This window comes from Bacteroidota bacterium (assembly GCA_016713925.1).
In the GTDB taxonomy this organism is placed as follows: Bacteria; Bacteroidota; Bacteroidia; order AKYH767-A; family OLB10; genus JAJTFW01.
Genome location: JADJOH010000002.1, coordinates 531,382 through 546,395, shown reverse-complemented (window position 1 = coordinate 546,395; position 15,014 = coordinate 531,382). Strand labels below are relative to the sequence as shown.

General features: G+C 42.6%; 12 protein-coding genes. 2 read left to right on the top strand and 10 right to left on the bottom strand.

The genetic code is table 11. The features are described from left to right. Positions 1–2: 2 nt before the first annotated feature. From IPJ86_02305 to IPJ86_02270, 8 genes are all read right to left on the bottom strand, one after another. The gene (locus tag IPJ86_02305; GenBank protein MBK7886158.1) at positions 3–950 is read right to left on the bottom strand and encodes a T9SS type A sorting domain-containing protein; all 948 of its coding nucleotides are present in this window, start codon (positions 948–950) and stop codon (positions 3–5) included. A gap of 278 nt (positions 951–1,228) precedes the next feature. Beyond that, entirely contained in the window at positions 1,229–3,736 is a 2,508-nt protein-coding gene (gene bamA / locus IPJ86_02300; GenBank protein ID MBK7886157.1) for an outer membrane protein assembly factor BamA, read from the bottom strand. Beyond that, positions 3,729–4,481, bottom strand: a complete 753-nt coding sequence (locus IPJ86_02295; GenBank protein MBK7886156.1) for an isoprenyl transferase — start codon at positions 4,479–4,481, stop codon at positions 3,729–3,731. Before IPJ86_02295 ends, bamA begins: the two co-directional genes overlap by 8 nt. A gap of 76 nt (positions 4,482–4,557) precedes the next feature. Then, positions 4,558–5,328, bottom strand: a complete 771-nt coding sequence (locus IPJ86_02290) for a hypothetical protein (GenBank protein ID MBK7886155.1) — start codon at positions 5,326–5,328, stop codon at positions 4,558–4,560. A gap of 153 nt (positions 5,329–5,481) precedes the next feature. Further along, positions 5,482–6,390 (bottom strand): outer membrane beta-barrel protein, encoded by a 909-nt coding sequence (locus IPJ86_02285; protein MBK7886154.1) that lies wholly within the window; start codon positions 6,388–6,390, stop codon positions 5,482–5,484. Between the two features lie 83 nt (positions 6,391–6,473). Continuing rightward, entirely contained in the window at positions 6,474–7,352 is an 879-nt protein-coding gene (locus tag IPJ86_02280; GenBank protein MBK7886153.1) for an NAD kinase, read from the bottom strand. A 253-nt stretch (positions 7,353–7,605) separates the two neighbouring features. After that, on the bottom strand, positions 7,606–9,012 hold the full coding sequence (locus tag IPJ86_02275; protein ID MBK7886152.1) for a hypothetical protein: 1,407 nt from the start codon (positions 9,010–9,012) through the stop codon (positions 7,606–7,608). 61 nt (positions 9,013–9,073) lie between these two features. Beyond that, on the bottom strand, positions 9,074–9,805 hold the full coding sequence (locus tag IPJ86_02270) for a cbs domain containing protein (protein MBK7886151.1): 732 nt from the start codon (positions 9,803–9,805) through the stop codon (positions 9,074–9,076). Between the two features lie 126 nt (positions 9,806–9,931). Here IPJ86_02270 and IPJ86_02265 point away from each other — a divergent pair, with 126 nt between their 5' ends. Both IPJ86_02265 and IPJ86_02260 read left to right on the top strand, forming a co-directional pair. Then, complete coding sequence (locus tag IPJ86_02265) at positions 9,932–10,648, top strand: pyridoxine 5'-phosphate synthase (GenBank protein ID MBK7886150.1); 717 nt, start codon at positions 9,932–9,934, stop codon at positions 10,646–10,648. Between the two features lie 267 nt (positions 10,649–10,915). Further along, a complete protein-coding gene (locus IPJ86_02260; protein MBK7886149.1) occupies positions 10,916–12,439 on the top strand; it encodes a T9SS type A sorting domain-containing protein in 1,524 nt (507 codons plus the stop codon). A 462-nt stretch (positions 12,440–12,901) separates the two neighbouring features. Here IPJ86_02260 and IPJ86_02255 read toward each other — a convergent pair whose 3' ends face one another. After that, positions 12,902–13,984 carry a M48 family metallopeptidase gene (locus tag IPJ86_02255; protein ID MBK7886148.1) on the bottom strand — a complete coding sequence of 361 codons (1,083 nt, stop codon included), beginning with the start codon at positions 13,982–13,984 and terminating at the stop codon, positions 12,902–12,904. A gap of 14 nt (positions 13,985–13,998) precedes the next feature. Next, a complete protein-coding gene (locus tag IPJ86_02250; GenBank protein ID MBK7886147.1) occupies positions 13,999–14,964 on the bottom strand; it encodes a DUF898 family protein in 966 nt (321 codons plus the stop codon). Positions 14,965–15,014: the final 50 nt, after the last annotated feature.

Genomic DNA, 15,014 nt, shown 5'->3' with positions numbered 1-15,014 from the left:
TCCTATTCTTTAATTATTTTTCTATGCGTCACAAGGGTATCCCGGTTGTAAAATTTCAAAATATACATTCCTTTTGCAGTATGGCTCAGGTCGATTTCATTTTTGTTACTTAATGGTGTTTCAAAGACCACTTTACCGGTAACATCAGTCATCACCATTTTGTTTACGTTGTTATTTTGCTGATCAAAGTTGATAAACAAAGTTTTGGCAGATGGATTTGGATAAATATCTAAGTTTATATTTTCTTCCGCATTATTAATTGAAGTAGGGGTGCCGGCTCCCGGGCCAAATACATAATCACGAAAGTTTTCTAATGCGGTTAAATCAGTTGCATTTACACCATGATCTATGGGGCCGGAGGTCACATTAATATTTTCAAGTGCCTGTGAATAATCAGCATCTAAATTGATATATACATCGCTTCCACTGTTTACACCGGTAGTCATTACAGTTTGTTGAAAGTAATTGGCGTTTCCTAATCCGTGCATTTCAAATAGTGTTGTAAATCCAAAACCTGTGACACCTTCCAATGCTAAAAAGCGATATCCGGAAGACCAGCCCCAATGCATGGATGGACTTTGAAATGAAAGCGGATGTCCTGCTGGCTGTAAGGTAATATCAGAATTGTTAGTAGGCGCCTCAACACCGATGTAAAACTTAACACCTTCCACATTGGTCACATTAAAGTTGCCTAAAAGGTCAATCACAGTGATTGAACCTTTGGCCAGGATGTAATGAGAAGGTACAGCCGTTTCCACACCTCCATCATGAATGATTTTAATGCTGGAAATGTAGTAGTCTACACGCGTAATTCTGAAATTTTGCATTAAGTTGTTTTGCGCAGTTTGATTGAATGCAAAATTGGATGCACCAAGTTTATGCGAAATCGTCAGGTATACATTTTTTTGTGCTTTGGAAATTGTTGCTGCGAACATCAAAGCAAATAACATTATGTAGAAATTTTTATTCATTTTATTTTTTTAATTAAGTTGTATAACATTTATAATTCATGGCCGGTTTTAAACTCAATCGACCTTCAATTGCTCAATCAAATATAGGAAATTATTTAGTATTGGAGTATTCAAATTTTTCAGGGCAATCTAATTGGCATGGATGATAACGGACGGGGTTATTTTACCACCCTGACATTGGGCCTTGGAGAGATCCCGGCATGATATGGAATAGAAAATGAAGGCGTTACACAAATAATATTCGACTAATACACCGGCTAAAACTGCTGTCCGATCGTAAAGTGAAATTGGCCTTTGTTGACGTTGGGTTTGTTTTCAATTTCGTCGATGCCGTAGCCCCAGTCGAGTCCGAGGAGGCCGAACATGGGAAGGAAAATCCGGACGCCTATACCAGCCGAACGTTTGATGTTGAAAGGATTGAAATTGCGGGTGCCTAACCAGTTGTTACCGGCTTCGATGAAGGCCAGCGTGTAGATGGTGGCAGAGGGATTGAGCGATACCGGAAAGCGCAACTCCATCGTGTACTTGTTGTACGCCGTTCCACCCACCGTATTGCCATTGATGCTGGGTGTGATGGTGTTGTTGTTGTATCCTCTCAATGCGATGATCTCACGTCCGTCTAATGCGAATCCTGAAAGTCCGTCTCCTCCTAAATAGAATCGCTCAAAGGGCGAAGGTCCGATGTCACCGTTGTAGTAACCAAGGATGCCCATTTGTGCTCTGGAGAATAACACGAACTTGGTGCCGAGGCTCTTGTACCATGATCCGCTGAATTTCCATTTATGGTATTCAATCCACTTGTAACGGACTTCTGAACTGGCGGTGGTGTAGTCGGTGGTCTTGTCAAATAAACTGAAAGGTGGGGTGAGCTGTATGGTAAATGATAACTGCGAGCCGCTTCTTATCCAGATGAATCCATCTACTGAATTTCTGGAGATGGTTTGTTCAAAGTTTAAATTGTTGGAGTACCCATCACTGAATAAGAAAGTACCCTGCCAGTTTTCCAGCGTGTACCGTTGATAGGTTAACTCATGATAGATCTGGAAGAAGTCATCCGGCCATTTTAATCTTCTTCCTAACCCTACTGAACTACCGCTGATTTTTAACGCGGAGCGATCTTCATTTCCTTTTGGTAATCCATCCGTTTGTACAGAGTGGAAGAGGGAGACGCTGAGCGAATTTTGCTTTCTTCCTCCCAGCCACGGCTCTGTAAAGGACATGTTGTAACTTTGGAAGAATCGTCCGTTCGACTGAAAACGAATGCTCAGTCGTTGTCCGTCGCCGGTAGGAAGCGGAGACCATGTTCCTTTTTTGAAAATATTGCGCGCAGAGAAATTATTGAATGATACGCCCAGTGTTCCCACAACTCCGGCTCCACCGCCCCAGCCTCCTGATAATTCAAGCTGATCGGAAGGACGTTCTTCTACAATGTATTCGATGTCGACAGTTCCATCAGCCGGATTCGGTTTAGGAATTACATTTAATTTTTCCTGATCGAAGTAGCCCAATTGCGCCAATTCGCGTTGTGTACGGATGATGTCGGAACGATTGAAAAGTTGTCCGGGCTTGGTGCGGATTTCACGCAGTACGACTTTGTCGTTGGTCTTGGAATTTCCTTTTACGGTGATGCGGTTAACGGTCGCTTGTTTTCCTTCGTAGATGCGCATCTCCAGATCGATGGAATCATTTTCGACCAATACCTCTACAGGAGTGACCTGGAAAAATAAATATCCATCATCCATGTACAGCGAACTGATATCGCGGCTGTTCTGACTGATGAAAAGTCCTTCATCTAATTTCTGCTGATTGTAAACATCTCCTCTGTTAATGCCGAGTGTTTGACTGAGCAAGGCAGTAGGATATTTGGTATTCCCGATCCAGGTGATGTTTCTGAAAAAATATTTATTCCCTTCATCTATCCACACCTCAATATTTACACTCTTCTCATCAAATTTATAAACGCTGTCCTTGACGATTTCTGCATCTCTGAATCCTTTGGCGTTATAGGAAGCGACTACTTTTTCTTTATCTTTCTCGAGTGCTTCGTCGTTGAATTTGGAAGAACTAAAGATTTTATACCATCCTTTTTCCTTGCTGCCCTTCATCTTTCTTCGGATTTTCTTCTCTGTAAATTCTGTATTTCCGTGGATGATGACATCGTTAATTTTTACGCGCCTCTTATTACTAACGGCGATGCGCATGAGTTCCTGATTGACTCCGGCGGCACTATCGCGTTCCGTTTTTACATCTACCCCGATAAAGAGAAAGCCTTTGTCGACATAGTAATCCTTCACCTGATTCTTGGTCATCTGAATCAGATTTTCGGTGATCACTTTTCCTTTGACAAGCTGAAGTTTATCGCGCAGTTTATCCGCTTCATTTTTGCTGATGCCCGAGAAAGAGAATTTCGAAAGTCGTGGACGTTCTACCAATTGCAAATTCAGAAATATTCTGTCGCCGGTGATTTTTTCGGCCACCACTTTGATATCAGAAAGAAGTCCTTGTTTCCAGAGATTTTCTATGGCGCCGGAAATTTTATCTCCCGGAATTTTATACCGTTCACCAATGTTGAGTCCGGTGAGGGTGATGAGGACTCTTTCATCCAGAAACTGTACGCCGGTAACCGTGATGCCTCCGAGTTCAAATTCTTTTGGGTTGCCAAAATCAATCTCCTGATCCACACCACCAATAGTTTCTATCTGTGCCGCGAGGGGAGAGGAGAGGAAGATGAAAAGTAGGAGCAGTATGGAATAAACTCTAAGCATGTTCTGATTTCAGTTGTTCGGATGTTTTTCCGAAACGGCGTTCACGGTTTTGAAAGTCGATGATGGCTTCATAAAGATCTTCCCTGCGGAAATCCGGCCATAGTTTTTGTGTAAAGTATAATTCGGCATAGGCGATCTGCCAGAGGAGGTAATTGCTGACACGTGCTTCACCACTGGTGCGGATCAGAAGTTCAGGATCAGGCCAGGCGGCAGTATTCAGGTGCTGACTGATGATCTTCTCACTGATATCTTCGGGCTTCAGCAATCCTTCTTTTACTTCACGCGCGATGTTCTGTACCGCGTTGGTGATTTCCCATCGGGAACTATAGCTGAGAGCCAGCACCAGTGTCATCCGGGAATTGCCGGCAGTTTTCTCAATGCTTTTATTCAGGTTTTTTAAAACTTTATCCGGTAGACTTTCTGTATTGCCGATGGTAGCGAGACGGATATTGTTCTCCATCAAGGTGGGCGTCTCTTTGGAGATGGTTTGTACCAGCAGATGCATCAGCGCATCAATTTCAAAGCGGGGACGGCTCCAGTTTTCAGTGCTAAAGGCATAGAGGGTTAAAACTTCTACCCCTAGCTCCGCAGCACCCTCTACGGTATCACGCACGGCTTTCACGCCATTCTGATGACCGAAAGTGCGTATTTTACCATGTTGTTTTGCCCAGCGTCCATTACCATCCATGATAATTGCTACATGACGTGGTAAACGTTGGAGGTCTATCTTTTCTTTTAATGACATGGTTGAGGCCCGCAAATGTAATAAATGTGACGGCCTTATTCGCCCCCGAAAGGATATTAACTGCTCATTAACGAAACTACCAGAGTTTTATTCTGAAAGGCTGGCAATTATCGATGTATTTTTTTGATAAAGTATAGGTGATTTGAATCCCCGTAAATACATACCAGTCACGGTGTTTGGTGTCCCCTCTCTGTCGTCCGATATTTCCTCCGGGTGCCTGGTTGAGAGAGCGGTCACTTAAAAATTCTGCGGTTTTACCGTATTCTCTCCTGATGGCCAGGGGGTCGGCATAGGTGCTACTTACATCATCGAGATAATCCGTGTAAGTACGTCGCACACCTGACTCTATTGTCACCCCAAAACGGCGCATCAACTTGAATTTCATACCTCCTCCAAAAACGAAAGCGGCATTTATTCTTTTATAAGGATCACGGTCAGGATAGAGATCTGTTCCCTGTCCCTCCGTTCCGAGTGGTTGTAATTCTACCCATTCGTCATCGATCTCCGCTTTAGGGTTAAAGTGAAAGACGGATAACCCACAGAGCAAATACGGACTCATTGTGGTATATGGACTCGCTGTTTGGTACGGAAAGAAATTGAATTCAAATTGTCCGGATAGTTCGATGATACGGGAGCGAAAATTGAGGTTTCTGTTTCTGCTGTCAAAATCTTCAGCTTCTTCATCGCTGGCACGAACATGCCCATAGTTAAATGCTGCCTTGAATGCCCAGTGATTACTGTAAGACCGTCTGTATAAAATTCCGATCGCAGGATCCACAAAACGGGTATCATACATATTGGGATCCAGATCACCTTTGTATCCCATCACTCCAAACATAATTCCCATCTCGCGTGATTGCGACTGGCTAATGATTGGCCAACAAGCACTTAGAATAAGAAATAGCGATATTGTCCGCTTCATAATCATCTGCAAAACGTGGGATTATCTATAATAATTGCCCGGAGGAGATTCCGGTTAAGCCCACAAAGGTAAAAATGATCAGAATATAGGGAAGTTAGTACGGCCGGTACGAATTTTATAGTGAAGGCTAATGATAGCGAACATATATGCATCATTGTCACGGGGATCGCCGCGCTGTTGTCCTTCCTGAGTTTGTATCTCACTTAAGCCCAGTGATTTATCTGATAATAGAGCTGCTTCAGTACCATATTTTTGACGAATAGCTTCTTTGTCATAATACGTTTTGCTTACGTCGTCAATATAATCCGTAAATGTCTTTCTGATACCAAACTCAAAACCTACACCCCATCTCCTGTTAAAGAAATAGCGACCACCGATTCCCAGTGGAATACAAACCTGGGTGCGTTTATATTTATCACGTGCAGGAGAAATTCCTTGTCCTTCAGTTCCAAGTGGCTGAAGTTCATACCATTTATCGTTCAATTCACCTTTTGGATTAAAATGGAAAACACCTATTCCCACAAATCCATACAATGATCCTTCAAAGGAAGTAGACCTTCTGACACCACGTAAACGGTAGATTCCACCTTCCCGCTGTGATAAGAGGGCCGCTTCAAAATTTACATTGAACTCGTAGATATTCGATTTGAAATTGAGGTTTCTATTGTTCCTGAAAAACTCCTTCGTCAATTTATCATCCCCTTTTATATGTCCGTAAGTCAGGTGAGAATGCAAAGAGAAGATGGGGGTGAGTTTGTAACGCAATCCCAGTGATAGGGCAGGTCTGGTCAGACTAAATTCCAGATCCTTGAAACCGTTAGTCCCAATGGCATTGGCGCCTCCTAATTCTCCTAAAAAATTACTGGCTCCGATACCGAAACTCCATTCATAGCGGTAGGCTTTCCATCGGGCTCGAAGACGCTGAGCTTCGCTCACAGAACTGAACGCGGTGAGGAAAATGAGGCAAATAAGTAGGTGTTTCTTCATGTTGGTTGGGTGAGGCCTTTGGACAAAAATAATATTTTCCTTTTTATCCAAGCATATTTATTGTGTACGATTTGGTGAGTGGCTTAGTTTCTTGTGTCAAGACCCCAATTTAATTTCTTTCGAAGGGTGTCCAGGAAGTTGGTATTTCCCAGCCGGACGAGGTTCATGGTGAAGTCTTCGCGTCTCACGGCCAGGGATATGGCTGAATCAATTGTCACAGATCTTGAATCGAGGGAAGCCAGGAAATACTGACTTCGTCCTTCTACCTCCAGCGAGATAACATTCTGATCTGACACTACTATCGGGCGGACATTGAGGTTATGCGGGGCAATTGGCGTGATGACAAAATTACCGGAATAAGGGGCAACAATTGGTCCTCCGCAGCTCAGGGAGTATCCTGTTGAGCCGGTTGGAGTGGAGATAATCAATCCATCCGCCCAATAGGAATTCAGATATTCCCCGTTGAGATAAGTATTAATAATAATCATGCTCGAACTATCCTTTTTATGGATCGTGAGCTCATTCAGGGCATAATTAATCCCTCCAAAGAGGTTTCTATTCGATTCGAGACGCAGTAAACGCCGCTTATCCAGCGAAAAATGACCTTTTACCAATGCTTCCAAAGCACTGCCGATATCTTCTGTACCAATACTCGTCAGAAATCCCAGTCGACCAATGTTAATTCCCAGTACCGGTATCCCCGAATCCTGCACCAAAGTCAGTGTATCCAAAATAGTCCCATCTCCACCAAGGCTAAACAAAAAATCCACCTGCCCCCTGATCTCTGAACCCGAATTAAACGGCGTATTTTCAGGAATATCACTCCCCAACGACTTAATTCGATGCAAAAACGGCTGATAAATGAACAATTGGCACTTATATCGCCCCAATTCCTTCATTAATTCCCTCACAAAAGGAAAGTGTTCGGGAGCAACCTGACGGGCGTATAGGGCAATTTTCATTACCACGAAAGTAGTGAATTGTTCTTTGAACGCAGTTCAAAGAACAAGTTTAAGGTTTAAAGGGCTCCCATGAAGCGTATCGCTTTTCGCGATTCTGCTTCATGGTTCAAAGTTTAAAGTTCAAGGTTTAAAGTTAATAGGGTATTTAGTTAAAGTAAAAATCCTATTCTTGTTCCTCAGTGTTCCTCAGTGACCTTAGTGTCTCAGTGGTTAAAAAGGAAAGTTTCTAATAGCACTTAAAAATTTTATTCAGCTAAAAGACCGTTCCCATCCGGAAAAAAAGTCCGCTATCACCTACACGGTTAAACGCATATTCAAAACGGAAAACAATATCATAGTAGGTAACTACATCTAAACTTAACCCATATCCGTACTGCCATTCATTGCTCAGTTTATTCGTATTTCCAAACTGCTTATCAGAAACATAACCTGCATCGAAGAAAGCATTCAGATAAGCCGAGATCGGAAAGCGACGAAACTTATCCGATTTAAGAAACGGAAATTGATATACTTTAGTAGGAAGCAAGGTGTATTTGAAATTAGAACGGAACAATGCGAAGTCCTGACCATTCATGACATATAAATCATATCCCCTGATGTAATCTCCGCCATACCCCAATGCCCGCTGATTGAAAAATGGTGCGCCTTCCCGTTGCATAATGCGTCCCTTTATGGCCACACCACCATGCCAGCGTTTCGCGATCGGAAAATATTTTCTGACACCACTCGCAATAGCAATGAGATTGGGCTCGTGTGGAAGTATGCCTAAGCCGATTTTGGAGACTTCCAGTTCATATAGAATTCCGTTGAGGGCATACGGTTGATAGTCTCTGTTATCATAGCGATAATACCAACTGATGCCGATATGCTGCTGCCGCGGAAAATAATCTGTGAAGTAACGATCGTTCAGCACCAGTACAGTGTCTTCCACGCGTGAAGTACGGTAATCGATAGTTGTATTGTAGAAATTATAGAGGCCCTGGCGTTTGGTTAGGCGTATAAATGCCTGCATTTCCTGACGAAGAAAGCGGTCAGGATCTTTGTAGAACTGCAACTTGTTGTCGATGGTGCTATAGGCTACTTCCTTTACCCGGGTCGAATAGAATCCGGCAGAAAGTCCGACGTTGAGCTTTTTATTGATGTACGGGATGGTATAGTATAAGCCTAACCTTCGCGTATAACCGAAAAGCGCTTGTACCTGTGCAATATCATCTCTTCCGCTAAAATTTTCCTGACGGATGAACATCCCGTAGTTCGTACGTGAAAAATCTTTTCTTACCCACCACTCGTTGATGTTCCTGTCGGCAATCTCAAATACCGGGGAGGGCCAGAGGTACCAACGCTCCGTTAAATTGATGTGTACTACAACGGTGTTCGCTAATCCCTGGAAGTATTTTATCTCGACAAAGTTGAAGAGCGCGGTATTCATCAGGTTCTGGCGGCTTCTTTCAATGGCTGATTCCAGAATAAATGGAGGCAGACTATCTCCCTCATGAAAAGTCAATTCCCTGTTAATGATAAAGGGACGCGTTTTTCGGTTTCCGGTGATGATAATCCGGTCAATGATGGATGGCTGAAGACTCAGGCTATCTTTTAATTCCTGCGAATAGGAAAGGCAGGTCGTAAAGGAAATTAAAAGGAGCAGGAGATAGCGGAGCATAGGTGCGAAGAAAATGAAAAGAAATTAGCAGCAGTCAGCGACTTGAAAAATTAACCAACGATCAGATGTTGAGATAATTCATCAGTGATTCGTACCGGGTTTTTAAGTCTTCGGAATGTTCACTTTGATGGTAGGAAGCGATGATATGATAATCGAGGCGGTAGAAAGAAGCGAGAATTCGGCTCAAATCTACTTTATCAATTTTGATGGTCAATTCAATTCGGGCAGGGTCGGGAGTAGCAGAAACGGATGCACTTAAGATATGCGCGTCGTCTGATTCAATGACCTGAGCAATATGCGTCATGGAATAATCGGCCAATGCCAGGTCAAGGATGATAATTCCACCGGGTGTATAGACACTCTTGCTTTCTGCGAAATAGGAGACAAGATCATTTACGGTAACCAGACCCAGATATTCCTGGTCATTATTCAGAACAGGTACGAGGTCGAGCTTGTACAGAGAAGCTACTTTCGTAAGATCATAAACATGTTGGTTTTCGAAAACAAAAACCTTGTGCAGTTTTAATTCCGCCTCATCAATCGTTTGATGTGCAATAGCGGGATTGTTTACACCTGATTTATAGACCAGACCCAAATATTCCCTCCCTTTTATCACAGGTAAAGCATTGACTCTTAGCTCATCCATCCAGGTAAGAGCGCGTCCACACGTATCGCCGGGTTTCAGCGGGGGGACATTGTCGGAGATGAGTCGGGCTGCAAACATGTTAATTGTTTCGGGTATAACGGTGTCGGTTTCCGTAAAGTTTGGCGCAAACATAAGAAGATCTTTCATTGTCATTATTTTTATGTTTGTTCCTGTTCCTTACAACAACCTTACAGATTATTTGTTGCGATAGTAGTAGAAAAGAATGTGCCGAACTTTAATTAAATGCGAATTACTTATTAATCTTGCATCACCGTGACAAAGCTAAGCGTTAACATCAACAAAATTGCTACCCTCCGAAATGCGCGTGGAGGAAATATCCCTGATTTAGTTCAGGCCGCAATAGATATTCAAAAGTTTGGTGCTGATGGTATTACCATACATCCGCGACCCGATGAACGACATATCAGGTACAGCGATGTGTATAACTTGAAAAAGGTAGTTACCACCGAGTTCAATATTGAAGGTTATCCATCCATGGATTTTATGAAGCTGATAGATGATATTCGTCCGGAACAAGTGACATTGGTGCCGGATCCGCCCGGTGTGTTGACGTCCAATGCCGGCTGGGACATGATCACACATCAATCTTTTTTGAGAGATGTGGTCTCTTTTTTCAAATCCATCGGTTGTCGGGTCAGTTTATTTGTCGATCCTTCTGCCGGGATGGTGGAAGCGGCGGCAACGACCGGTACTGATCGTGTGGAATTGTATACAGAAGCTTACGCCTCGGGTTTTGCAGAAGATCCATCACTGGTGATTCTTCCATATCTCGAAGCTGCACAGGCTGCGCATGCGGTCGGCTTAGGATTAAACGCCGGTCATGATTTAAACCTTGAAAATCTTGCTTATTTCCATCGCCTCATTCCTTTCCTCCTTGAAGTAAGTATTGGTCATGCGTTAATCAGTGATGCTTTGTATTTTGGATTGGAGGAAACGGTGAGGTTGTATAAAGCGTGTTTGGAAGATTAAAATTTGCGGTTCGTGTAGATTATAGTTGTAATAGCATTTTTGCTTCTGGCTGCTTGCTTCTGGCTGCTCGCTTTTTTTGGGGCTGTAAAAATGATTAATAGAATTTAGTATACTGCGCCTCTCAAAAACTCTGCGGCTCTGCTCCCGATAGCTATCGGGATCTGCGCGACACCCAAATGATGATTTCTATTTTGAAACAAATTCACTTTGCAAAATATTAATTGAGACTCTAGATTGTTTTCATAATTTTTCCGTAATTTTATTGTGATGAAAAAATTCCTTTGCACTTTGTTGTTGATTACTGCGGTTGTTGGGAGTGAGAAGACATTCGCTCAATACAATAACAATTTTTGGGTGTTCGGCGATAGTTGTGGTATTGAATTTAATAATGGCTCTACAAGTAATTTTAAATCATCAATGAAAATGTTACGAGGTGCTGCTTCGATAAGTAATGCTATTGGATTAAAGGCATATTCATCTAGAAGTGATTTTTTTATTCCTGTAAACGGAAAAGTATGGAATTTGTATCACCAGCAAATGTCAAATGGTGATTTAATTTACGGAAGTGGTTGGTATCACGAAAGACTATTTCTGCCTGTACCCGGCTCGGATAGTTTATTGTATCTATTTAGTTGTTGCGTTACTTCCAGTTGTCCTTTCGGATTGTTTTATACTTTGATTGACTTAAGTGCGAATAGTGATTCAGGGGCCATTATCCAAAAAAATGCACCTGTTAATAATTATCCGGCCTTTGATGCTCTTATGGCAGTTCAACATGGCAACGGTAGAGATTGGTGGCTATTGTATCAAAGATGGGATGGCTCAAATGGAGTCCCGAGTTATAATAATTTTTATGTTTATTTAGTGGATAGCACAGGAATTAGTTTAAACTCTGAGCAATTTGTAGGACAAAGTCATTCTACAGGGTTAGGTCATTTAATTTTTAGTCCGAATGGTGATCATTTTGCGAATGTTTCGTTTGCCAATTTAATACAATTGTACAATTTTGATCGCTGTTCAGGAGTTATTTCACTTTGGGAAACCGTAGAAGTTGAAAACGGCCCTCAAGTTAATTATTACTATATTTCAAGTTCCTTTTCACCTGATGGAAGTAAGCTATATGTCAGTGAAAATTCGGCGATAGATAGTATACCTTCAAAACTGCTTCAGTTTGACTTACAAGCTTCTTCTATAATAAATAGTAAAACCGTTATACATAATTTTATAACTTCTACCGAAGGAATTGCTGATCTGAAATTGGCTCCCGATGGAAAAATTTATTTAGCCGCTGCAGATGAATTAAATTCATTTATTTATACGGATACATTTTACACTACAATCAACACTCACCTCTCCGTAATCAATCAACCCGATTCACTCGGCCTCGCCTGCGATTTTCAACCCTTTAGTTTATACCTCGGTGGTGCCAGAACATATTACGGCCTCCCCAACAACCCCGATTACGAACTCGGTGCATGGGTGGGCTCGCCTTGCGATACGCTTGCTGTAGGGGTTCAAGATCTTGAACCCCCAAAGCAAGCGTTTTTTCAAGCATGGTACAATAGCGAGTGGAATATGATTCACATCAACGCCTCCAAACTCAAAGGGAGAACAGGGGGTTTGCGGTTGTATGATATGGAAGGGAGATTGGTGTACGAGAAAATGGTGGAAGTGATAGCGGGAGGGTATGTGACGGGAGAGATACCGATGAATGCGGTGGCGAATGGAGTTTATCTGGTCAATCTTATTACTGATTCGGAAAGTGTTTCGTCTAAGTTAGTCAAATTTTAGGTGAGTAGAGATTTAGGTGCCAATAGTATTTTTTGCTGCTTGCTTCTTGCTGCTAGCTGCTCGCTTTTTTATCAACCCTGTCTGGACAGATTACCCTACCAGCCGGCAGGCAGGCGCGGGGTCGCTAAGATGGGCGGGGGTCGCAGGGCAATGTCATAATAAATCATAATAATCTTAACAAATCTGCGGCCTATCAAAATAGCATTGAGCATTCGGTTTTTTCAAATTATATCTGTAAATTCAAACCTCAGATTGCGACGAATAGCAATGCTTTTAATTTGAAAATATTCATGTTCCCGAAAAAAATTAATTGATTTTAGGTGAATGACGATCGTCGTCTTCGAAGGAATTTTCCTTTTTAACCACTAAGGCACTAAGCACTAAGGATCACGGAGGATTTTTCTTAACAAAAGAATTCTAAACACTTCAAAACATTCAACAACTCATCAATTCAACAATTCATTAATTGTAATTTGTGAGTAGTTCTTTTATATTTAAAAATCTCTTTTCCAGATCAGTTCTTTGAACACTGTGATAGGGATCTGTTTTTATTTTATGTTGAAGATAGTCTATACGCTCGGAAGAAACGGGATGGGTGCTCATCCAGCCCGGAATCGAGATATCGTTTTCTTTTTCGAGGATACGGAATAAGGAGATCATTCCATTAGGTTGGATGCGGTGTTTTTCGAGTAAGGCAAGTCCGCTCAGGTCGGCTTCTCTTTCGAATTTACGGGAGTAACTGAGATTTTGTAGCTGATGGGCATTGTCGATGAAGATGGTCATGAGGCCGTTCACGTCATTGAGGATGAGAGTGAGCAAAAGATAGCCGGAAAGATTTCTGCATAGGAGTCGCATGGAGTGACGGTGGGTGACATGCGCTATTTCATGCGCCATCACCGCCGCGAGTTGTTCCTGCTGATCCATTTTTTCGAGCAAGCCGGTGTAGATCATCATCCTTCCATCGGGTAGTGCAAAGGCATTGACCTGATCCTCACTAATGGCGGTAATGCGATACCGTGAGTCGAGTTCGGGTGCCATCTCCCGCAGGAAACGGTTGAGCTCGACACTGAGCAGCGAATCATTTTCTCCTGTAAAGAGTTCATCTGCGGTGAAGCTTGCGCCCAGTTTTTCATCTACACTTAAAGGAATATAATCGACAGCCTTTTCCGCTAATGCCGGTACCACATAAAAATAGAGTCCGGCACAAAAAGCAAGTACACCCAATGCGATACCGATATGCACTGCTAACCCGGCATTCAATAAACGATGATAACAGATATTCCCCTCTTTCATCCTGTTGAGATGCAGAAATTCTTCAATGAATTGTGCATTCCTGATCTCGATAATGCGACGCGTAGTGCCGGTGGTGGCCAGCAGTATGAATTCCTTTTCGCGGTGATTGATGCGCAGTTCACGGAAAGAAAAGTGAAGCTGTTGCTCGTCTTCTGTTTCAAGAATGAGTTCTTGTGTCGCCCCCGACAGGTAACAATTCACCTCGAAGGCTTTTGCACTAACGCCGTTATAAAAGCGAGCAGGATAGTTCATTGGCGAAGTCAGGGTCAAATGACAAAACCAAGGTCGAGCATATCCGACATATCCTCTCCTGTGGCATCTGTATATGCGCCTTCTGATTGTACCAGTTTATCCGTGTCGATGTCTCCCGTTACCTGAATTTTAGAAAAAACGAAATTCATCGTGCGGGTAACCACCCATGGAAAACCAATGCCCAGAGTGAAAATGAGCAAGAGCAGGTTGACGATGATCAGTGCGAAGAAATCTCCTCCGGTAGCGATGGATTTCAATTTGATTTTATCTTCGCCATGTTGCAGGCTCAGTCGATCGATGTAATAAGCGAACAATTCTTTTTGCCACCAGAACATGTAGATGCCCAAAGTGAAGATGGTGAAAAAATAGCCTTTGATATTCAGTAAAAAATATTCACCTCCGCTGCCTTTATAGTTGAAGGAGGCATTGCCGAAACGTATGTTGCTTAATACATAGGTGCGGAGGTTGATGGCCATCCATGGTCCGTAAATGCCCAGCGAAATCAGCGTGAAGAACATCTCCTTAAAAAACAAGATCATGAATTCATTTCTATCACCGCGGTACCCGAAGCGAATCCCTCTCCAACTGGTTCTCGACATCCGGTATTTATAACTTCCATGAATGGCTAAGGGGATGATGAAAATTAAACCCAGATAAAACCAGATGAGTCCTGCGACCATTTGTTCGTAGATAATGCCGGCAACAAGTCCCCCGTAAATTATAGTAAAGATGAGGATGGCCTTGATAAATCCTTTGAACATCTCCTTCCCGGTACCATGAAATTCAAAGCGGCTACTGTCGAATTCAGTTGCACCATATAAGAACTGCATCTCCCTCGCTTTTGCCCAGGGATAATAGAGTCCCAGGGTAAGGACTGTTAACAAGAGATTGACGATGGCAATTCCAAAATAGGTGCTGCCTTTACCGGTGAAGGAAAGAGGGTAGACGCGTTGGTTTGTGAAAGTAGTGGTTTCAATCATAGTGTTGGGTGATCAGGAATTTGGGAACTAATATAGAACTTAATTCAGAA

What these genes read in the sequence shown, in the direction of transcription:
- IPJ86_02250 (MBK7886147.1), bottom strand. Translation starts at nt 14,964, where the DNA reads ATGATTGAAACCACTACTTTCACAAACCAACGCGTCTACCCTCTTTCC.
- IPJ86_02260 (MBK7886149.1), top strand. Translation starts at nt 10,916, where the DNA reads ATGAAAAAATTCCTTTGCACTTTGTTGTTGATTACTGCGGTTGTTGGG.
- IPJ86_02255 (MBK7886148.1), bottom strand. Translation starts at nt 13,984, where the DNA reads ATGAACTATCCTGCTCGCTTTTATAACGGCGTTAGTGCAAAAGCCTTC.
- IPJ86_02305 (MBK7886158.1), bottom strand. Translation starts at nt 950, where the DNA reads ATGTTATTTGCTTTGATGTTCGCAGCAACAATTTCCAAAGCACAAAAA.
- IPJ86_02285 (MBK7886154.1), bottom strand. Translation starts at nt 6,390, where the DNA reads ATGAAGAAACACCTACTTATTTGCCTCATTTTCCTCACCGCGTTCAGT.
- IPJ86_02280 (MBK7886153.1), bottom strand. Translation starts at nt 7,352, where the DNA reads ATGAAAATTGCCCTATACGCCCGTCAGGTTGCTCCCGAACACTTTCCT.
- bamA (MBK7886157.1), bottom strand. Translation starts at nt 3,736, where the DNA reads ATGCTTAGAGTTTATTCCATACTGCTCCTACTTTTCATCTTCCTCTCC.
- IPJ86_02290 (MBK7886155.1), bottom strand. Translation starts at nt 5,328, where the DNA reads ATGGGAATTATGTTTGGAGTGATGGGATACAAAGGTGATCTGGATCCC.
- IPJ86_02295 (MBK7886156.1), bottom strand. Translation starts at nt 4,481, where the DNA reads ATGTCATTAAAAGAAAAGATAGACCTCCAACGTTTACCACGTCATGTA.
- IPJ86_02270 (MBK7886151.1), bottom strand. Translation starts at nt 9,805, where the DNA reads ATGAAAGATCTTCTTATGTTTGCGCCAAACTTTACGGAAACCGACACC.
- IPJ86_02275 (MBK7886152.1), bottom strand. Translation starts at nt 9,012, where the DNA reads ATGCTCCGCTATCTCCTGCTCCTTTTAATTTCCTTTACGACCTGCCTT.